Annotated in this window: 7 protein-coding genes; 3 read left to right on the top strand and 4 right to left on the bottom strand. The window is 38.8% G+C overall.

The features are described 5' to 3' along the window. The 4 genes from HSISS3_RS07595 to HSISS3_RS07580 form a co-directional block, all read right to left on the bottom strand. The coding region (locus HSISS3_RS07595; protein WP_167546249.1) for a helix-turn-helix domain-containing protein at positions 1 to 415 on the bottom strand (415 nt) is incomplete at its 3' end. Between the two features lie 112 nt (positions 416 to 527). Then, the gene (locus tag HSISS3_RS07590) at positions 528 to 1,031 is read right to left on the bottom strand and encodes an HdeD family acid-resistance protein (protein WP_021145965.1); all 504 of its coding nucleotides are present in this window, start codon (positions 1,029 to 1,031) and stop codon (positions 528 to 530) included. 77 nt (positions 1,032 to 1,108) lie between these two features. Further along, entirely contained in the window at positions 1,109 to 1,861 is a 753-nt protein-coding gene (locus tag HSISS3_RS07585; RefSeq protein WP_021152279.1) for an NUDIX domain-containing protein, read from the bottom strand. A 57-nt stretch (positions 1,862 to 1,918) separates the two neighbouring features. Further along, complete coding sequence (locus HSISS3_RS07580; RefSeq protein WP_021145962.1) at positions 1,919 to 3,025, bottom strand: AAA family ATPase; 1,107 nt, start codon at positions 3,023 to 3,025, stop codon at positions 1,919 to 1,921. A gap of 359 nt (positions 3,026 to 3,384) precedes the next feature. Between HSISS3_RS07580 and gdhA the strand changes: the two genes are divergently transcribed. From gdhA to HSISS3_RS07565, 3 genes are all read left to right on the top strand, one after another. Then, positions 3,385 to 4,737: an NADP-specific glutamate dehydrogenase gene (gene gdhA / locus HSISS3_RS07575; protein WP_021145961.1), complete on the top strand. Its 1,353-nt coding sequence runs from the start codon at positions 3,385 to 3,387 to the stop codon at positions 4,735 to 4,737. 241 nt (positions 4,738 to 4,978) lie between these two features. Further along, the gene (locus HSISS3_RS07570; RefSeq protein WP_021152278.1) at positions 4,979 to 6,622 is read left to right on the top strand and encodes a hypothetical protein; all 1,644 of its coding nucleotides are present in this window, start codon (positions 4,979 to 4,981) and stop codon (positions 6,620 to 6,622) included. A 164-nt stretch (positions 6,623 to 6,786) separates the two neighbouring features. After that, on the top strand, positions 6,787 to 7,197 hold the full coding sequence (locus tag HSISS3_RS07565; RefSeq protein ID WP_021145959.1) for a peptide deformylase: 411 nt from the start codon (positions 6,787 to 6,789) through the stop codon (positions 7,195 to 7,197). Positions 7,198 to 7,329: the final 132 nt, after the last annotated feature.

Here is a 7,329-nt window from a genome sequence, read left to right as displayed (position 1 = left end):
AGTTAACGATTTCTAAACGTTCTTCTTTCGTTGTTTTTCTGCTAGTCATATGATAAACCTCCGGAATAGGATTGTAATCCTTTAGTTCTTTATGACTATTATACCTGAAAACCCATTGTCTGATTTGTTCATGACTTCTTAGCCCAAATTTTCTAGCTAATTCTTGAAGGGAACCTTCTCCTGTTAAATAGGCTTCAATGCATTTTAGCTTAAACTCTGTAGAATAATTTTGGTTATGCTTTAGAGACTTTAGCCCCTCGTGCCCTTGATATTGATAGGCTGTAGCCCAGTCTTTAATAGTACAAGGATTGACCCCAAACTGACGAGCTAGTTGAGAACAGGAGGCTTTACCTTCAAGATACCAGGTAACAGCCCTCAGCTTGCCTTCAAAAGAAACCTTACTTTTTCTAGACATAATAAAAATCCTACTTTCGTAAACAGTACTTTATGTATTTTTACTGTCTACTTAAGTAGGACTATATCAAGATGCAAGGCTTTTTTATGTTTATCTAGTGAATGGTTCTATCCTACCACAAGCGGAATGAAAAGGAGAGAACAGAGACACCTGCAAAAATAATCAATGAAGCTACCAAGCGCCCAATCAGAAAGGCTGAGAAAAATGGTGCGCTAAAGAGCAGTAGTCCAAAGACGAGGCAAATCAAGGCAATTGACAGGGTAGGTTGACCTGAAAAGCCAAACTGACGTTGGCGATAGGCGTGAAAACCCTGAGTAAAGGCTGAGACCAGCAACCACCAAGCGATGATAGTTACGGCAACACCTGAGAGTACCCATGCTGATGTTGAAAGTAAAATAATACCAAAAATGATTGAAATAATACTTTGAAGAAGTTGAATAAAGGAACGCTTCTCATTATCTCGTTTGAAATAGACCATGAGGCTTGATACACCTGATACTAACATCACTAGAGCAAAAAGCCAACCGACGATGGCCAGAAGATTAGTAGGATTAGCGAAGAAAAAGACACCCAAGAGGGTTATGAGGATTCCGCTAATCAATGTAAAACTTTTCATACGATACCTCTTTTTAATTTTTCTTAATACTACTATGTGAGAGTCGAATTGTCAAACAAAGACCTTCTTTAAGGAGTCTAGATTTTATAGGAATAAGTGGCAGCTTTTTTGGTTCTCGTTGCCATCTGGCGGCCTGTTTTTTGAAAAATATGTTTAAAGCGACGCAAGAAATTTGTGGAATCCATTTTGAGATAATCCTCGTTAAAAGTCCCAAAAAGCTGACGGTAGGTGGTTAAGGTGTTTTCATCAGGCATGATGCTGAGTATGGTTGGATGATATTCTAATCGTCCCTTAATGCGTTTCATGGCAGTCAACAGAATATCCCAATGGTCGAAAGCAAGGTCATCTTGAGTCAGTTGCTTGCCACCGTCAATCAGTTGTAACTGGCCATTTATCATCGCAATGTCTAGCCAATGGGTAGATGCGGCATCATCTGCAGCCTTTTCTACTTGGTAGTCATCATAAGACATAAAACAGAGGTAGGCTACTGAAATTGTCCACATTCGGGGGTCACGATAAGGTGTCCCAACGGTGATGAGTTGTTCAATATGTTCTGGATTGAGTTGAACCGATGTTTCTTCAAGAACTTCGCGACAAACAGCTATATTGAGATCTTCTTGTTCTTGGACGAAGCCCCCACTAAGCGCATATTTTCCCAAGAAGGGATGGTTTTTTCGCTTGATAAGTAAGGTTTGAACGCTTCCCTCATAATAGCGGAAGATGACTGAGTCTACAGTTACTGAGGGTCTGACATACTTATCCATTTCTTCTTGTTGGTAGATTTTCAAGAAGTCCTTTTCACTACCAGAATTTTCAAAGGTTTTCGACATGTTTTTTCCTCCTTGTCTTTGATGCTAAGTTGAGAGATGAACGCTTGAAGAGGTCATCTAAACCTCAATATGCAACCGTTCATTGATTGCCTTTTTGGCAAAATGGTAGTTGTCTGCAAAAAAACTATCACTGTCACTATTATCCCCTAAAATAACGATTTTGTCTTTAAATGGTGACAGTAGGTCTAAAAGATGTTTGGTAAACCAGTCACGTGTATGATGGTCAGCCATGGTCATATCGCGAAAACCATCATCAACATAGTTTGACTTTGGTAGAATGACAAAAATCAAATCCCATTTTTCACGAGCTTGAGTGACTTGATAGAGGCGGTCCAAGGTGTCAAATTCTTCCTGAGAAATACTCTCCTTCAAATAGTAGTCAATATAAACCTTTGTCACCGTTGAATTGGTATCTGCAAAGATAAGACCTGAGTGTTGTCCCTTATCAATGATGTCAGCGGTCTGTGCATATTGGTCGGTCAAGAGGTGAATATAGTCATTGGTATCCAATTCATCATCACGAACATTATACTTTTCTTGATACTCACGGGCATATTCCAGAGAACAGGGAGCATTGTATGTACGAGCCAAATCTTTCACGAGGGTAGTTTTTCCACCGCTAGCAGATCCGACAACCAGGACTTTTCGTGTAAAATGGCGACGGAAAGGCTTAGTGATAAATCGCCAATTTTCCATAGGGTTATCACGAATCTCGGTAGCAGAGATGTCTATAATGGAACGTTCGATGAGCTCTACCTGAGCTTGGGGATAGTGTTCATTGAGTTCAGCCACATACTCGGGCTCACCAACATAAAAGGTGATTTTTTCAGGGGTGTCGGTATTTTTCGCGATAAGCTCCTTAACATGCTTAACCCATGGAATCCAGCCCTCAGGGTAGGCAGGCATCCCTTCTTCATCTAATTTATCTACGACAACAAGTTCGTCATTATAAAATACTTCACGAACGTAACGAAAGCGTCGATTGAGTGATAGGCCTGCGCGTGTTCCACGATCTTCCTGACCATTACTGCCACTAACGATTACTAGAACGTTGTCGTTATAGCGTTTGGCTTTGGTGATGAGGTCAACATGCCCAATGTGCATTGGAGCGAAAGTTCCAAACACAATCCCAATACGCTTTCCTGATAGCTGTTTTCTTTTCATAAGAATAATCCTTTATTTGAAATATAGTAAAATTACTAAATTAATAGTAGCATAGCTCAAAGTCTTTGTAAATAGAAAATAGTAAAATTACTAAATTGCTTTTCACGTCCAATATGGCATGAAAATTTCAAAAAAGGCAAAATTTTTTCCAAGAAAAAGCTGAAAAAAGCTAATGCGCTTACATTGCTGAATTGATAAGGTTTTAGAAAAGACTTAAAATAGATAAAATTGAATTGATGTCATAAAATCTAACATACAAATCAAAAAAATAAAAAAAATACTTGACAAGAAGATTCTGAAAATTTATACTATTCATGTAATTAAATTACTAAGGTAATTATTTGAAAGGAAACATTGATATGACAACAGGTAAAGAATACGTTGCTAGCGTTTTTGAAAAAGTGAAAGCTCAAAACAGACACGAGGCTGAGTTCCTTCAAGCAGTTGAAGAAGTTTTCGATTCACTTGTCCCTGTCTTCGATAAATATCCTAAGTATATTGAAGAAAACCTTTTGGAACGTTTGGTTGAACCAGAACGTATCGTTTCATTCCGTGTACCATGGGTTGATGATAAAGGTCAAGTACAAGTAAACCGTGGTTTCCGTGTACAATTCTCATCAGCTATTGGTCCTTACAAAGGTGGTCTTCGTTTCCACCCATCAGTAAACCAATCAATCATTAAATTCCTTGGTTTCGAACAAATCTTTAAAAACTCATTGACTGGTCAACCAATCGGTGGTGGTAAAGGTGGATCAAACTTTGATCCTAAAGGTAAATCAGATAACGAAATCATGCGTTTCTGCCAAAGCTTCATGACTGAATTGAGCAAACACATCGGTGCAGATACAGACGTACCTGCAGGTGATATCGGTGTTGGTGGACGTGAAATTGGTTACCTCTATGGCCAATACAAACGTCTTCGTAACGAATACACAGGTGTTCTTACTGGTAAAGGTTTGAACTGGGGTGGTTCACTTGCTCGTACAGAAGCAACTGGTTACGGTGCTGTTTACTTTGCAGAACAAATGCTTAATGCACGTGGTGAAAACTTTAACGGTAAGACAGCAGTTGTTTCAGGTGCTGGTAACGTTGCCATCTACGCTATTGAAAAATTGCAAAGCCTAGGTGCTAAAGCTGTGACATGTTCTGATTCATCTGGTTTTGTTTATGATCCAGACGGAATCGACGTTGACTTGTTGAAAGAAATCAAAGAAGTTAAACGTGAACGTATCGTGAAATATGCAGAAGCTCGTCCAAATGCAACTTACACACCTGCTGGTGGTGAAAAGACAGTTTGGTCTATCAAAGCTGACTTGGCTTTCCCATGTGCAACTCAAAACGAATTGGATGAAACAGATGCAGAAACACTTGTAGCAAATGGCGTTCTTGCTGTTTCAGAAGGTGCTAACATGCCTTCAACTTTGGGAGCTATTGATGTCTTCCTTAAAGCTGGTGTATCATTTGGTCCTGCCAAAGCTGCTAACGCTGGTGGTGTTGCTGTATCAGCTCTTGAAATGGCACAAGATAGCCAACGTACACAATGGACATTCGAAGAAGTTGATGCTAAACTCTACGATATCATGAAAGGTATCTACGAAAATGCTGCAGAAGCTGCTAAAGAATTTGGTCATGAAGGTAACCTTGTTGTTGGTGCCAACATCGCTGGATTCCTTAAAGTTGCAGATGCAATGTCAGCTCAAGGTATTGTTTAATTAGCAGACCTGACCTGATTAATAAGCCTCTCGATAAAATAAGAAAAGAAGCCTGCGGGTTTCTTTTTTTGCTTGAAAGGCTATGGCAGGTGGATCAAGCTGTAGTGGATAGTCTGTCTGGTTGTCAGGAACGTAATCTTTTAAAGAGGTAAAAAGTTTCCTGCTGGATTTTTGGTATAATGAGGGAGCAAAGAATCTCTTTTTATAGCTAATTTTATGATTTAATACGAGAGGAAGAATTGTGATTATTGAACAAAGTCCCTTTGGGGAAAGAGAGAAGAACTCTAGTAATTGGGGAGTCCTTGTACTGAGTTTTTTGATAAGTTTCGTGTCAATCTTGCCAATGTTCTTTTTTAGAGATAAGCTTTATGGCGATGATGTGGTTTTTCATATTAACCGTCTTTTGTCTCTAGACACCATTTGGAAGAGTCCTATCAATTTTACGACCAATGGAGGCACTGGCCAGTTAATCAATACCTTTTATCCTTGGTTGACCTACTATCCAATCTTCTTAGTATATAAGCTGACGCAATCTATTTTTGTAGCTTGGATGAGTTTTCAGTTTCTTGTTCGCTTTGCAACCTGTTTGCTTAGTTTTTATGGCTTACGTTTATTGAGGTATTCTGATAAGCAGGTGCTGATATTTTCTACCTTCTATCTCTTTTCAGGTTATTTCTTGCATAATTCCTACTATAGGGCAGCGGTTGGCGAAACGCTGGCGATGATTTTTCTGCCCCTAGTTTTTGTAGGCGTGCGTTTGCTAACTTTTGGAGATTACAAAAAATGGTGGGTCTTGACCCTTGGGATGCTTGGCCTTGTCTATTCCCATGTTTTATCGGTCGTCTTAGCCTCTGTTTTGATTTTCTTAGCAGTGGTAACCAGTTTTTGCATTTGGGACTCTAAGAAAGAGCGGTTACTGGGCTTTCTTAAGGCTACTCTAGTAACTTTGGGAATGTCTCTGGCCTATTTTGTACCCATGATAGAGCAATTTAGGTATGTGACTTTGCGGATGACATTTAAGCCTTTTCTAGCCAAAATGGCTTTGAGTTTGTCAGATACCTGGGGGCTTATTGTAAGTAGTGATTTAAGGACCCCATCAGTTAATCTGCTTTATCTTATTGGTTTAGTGTTAAGTCTAGCCTTTGCTAAGCGTTTTGTGAAGGATAGGGAAGCTAGAATTTACCTTTTTATATCTCTTGTTTTAGCCTTTTTAACCTTGAAGAGTTTTCCTTGGCAGTTATTGCAGGAAAGCCCGGTGTCCAATCTTCAATTTCCTTGGAGATTATGGAGTTTTGCTTTGCTATTTTTCAGCTTAGCCCTGGCTAATATCTTAAAGACTATTTCTCTAAAAGCTACGACGGTACTTGTCCTGATTGGTATTTGCCTAAATATGTTTCAGATTGTTACTGTTCAAGATAAGATGACTAAAGTCAAGAACATATTGCCGAGTAATACAAAAGTTACGAAAGGCATGCTGGCTAAGGGAACTTACAAAAATATCAACGGCGACTATACCAATAAAGAAGTTCCCTTTAAGTTTGTCTTTGATAAACACCTTTTTCTAGATACTCAGGAAATTAAGTCAGCTATCAAGCAATCTCCTCATGAGTTGTCATTTAAGGTGACTAATAATTCTCAAGCTGAGAAAGTTTTGTCACTGCCTGTTTTCTACTACAAGGGGCAGGAAGTGACGATTGCTGGGAAGCCAGCAACAACTTACTTATCCAATGAAAAGAATCCAACTAATTTAGTCTTGCCACCAGGCAAGCATCGAGTTGTAGTGACCTATAGTTATACCCCGGTTGCTAAAATGGCAATGAGTGTTTCAGCGATTAGTTTTTTAGCTTTTATTGGCTATTTGTATAGAGTGAAGAAAGAACGATGAAAAGAAGCCTTTGGGTTTCTTTTTTCGTCTGCTTTCCTAGGGGTCCGCCATTTTTGATATAATAGGTTGAGGTTATTATGTCTGAAAATAAAAACCGTTGGCTCAGATAAAAGAAGGACATATGATGTCATAGCTTAAGAAAGAAATGATAAGGGAGTAAAGAGATGATAAAACCTATCGTAAAGGATGTCTTTTTTCTAGGACAAAAATCGACAGAAGCGACTAAAGAAGACCTCTATTTGGCTAAGGATTTGCGTGATACACTGGAATTTCATAAAGATGCTTGTGTGGGTATGGCAGCCAATATGATTGGGGTTAAAAAGCGTGTTATCATCGTCAATATTGGTTTTGTCAATCTGGTTATGTTTAATCCTGTTTTGGTAAGCAAGTCTTCGCCATTTCAAACCGAGGAGTCTTGTTTATCTTTAGAGGGAAGTCGTCCAACTAGACGTTATGAATCAGTTGAGGTGGCCTATTTAGATGAACAATGGATGCCTAAACAGTTAAGTTTTTCTGGTATGCCAGCCCAAATTATTCAACATGAATTGGATCATTTAGAGGGTATTATTATCTAAAAGATACTTGAAATAGATTCTAAGAGAGACAAATTACAGTTGCAGAGTGAGAGTAGACACTAAAAATTCCTACCTCACTTTTTTTAGTTCTCATAGGAACTTTTTTCTTGACAATAATTCTCATGAGAACTA

This window comes from Streptococcus sp. HSISS3, assembly GCF_000448605.1.
GTDB lineage: Bacteria > Bacillota > Bacilli > Lactobacillales > Streptococcaceae > Streptococcus > Streptococcus raffinosi.
The sequence above is the reverse complement of the archived record's forward strand: the minus strand, read 5'-3'. Positions and strand labels throughout refer to the sequence as shown.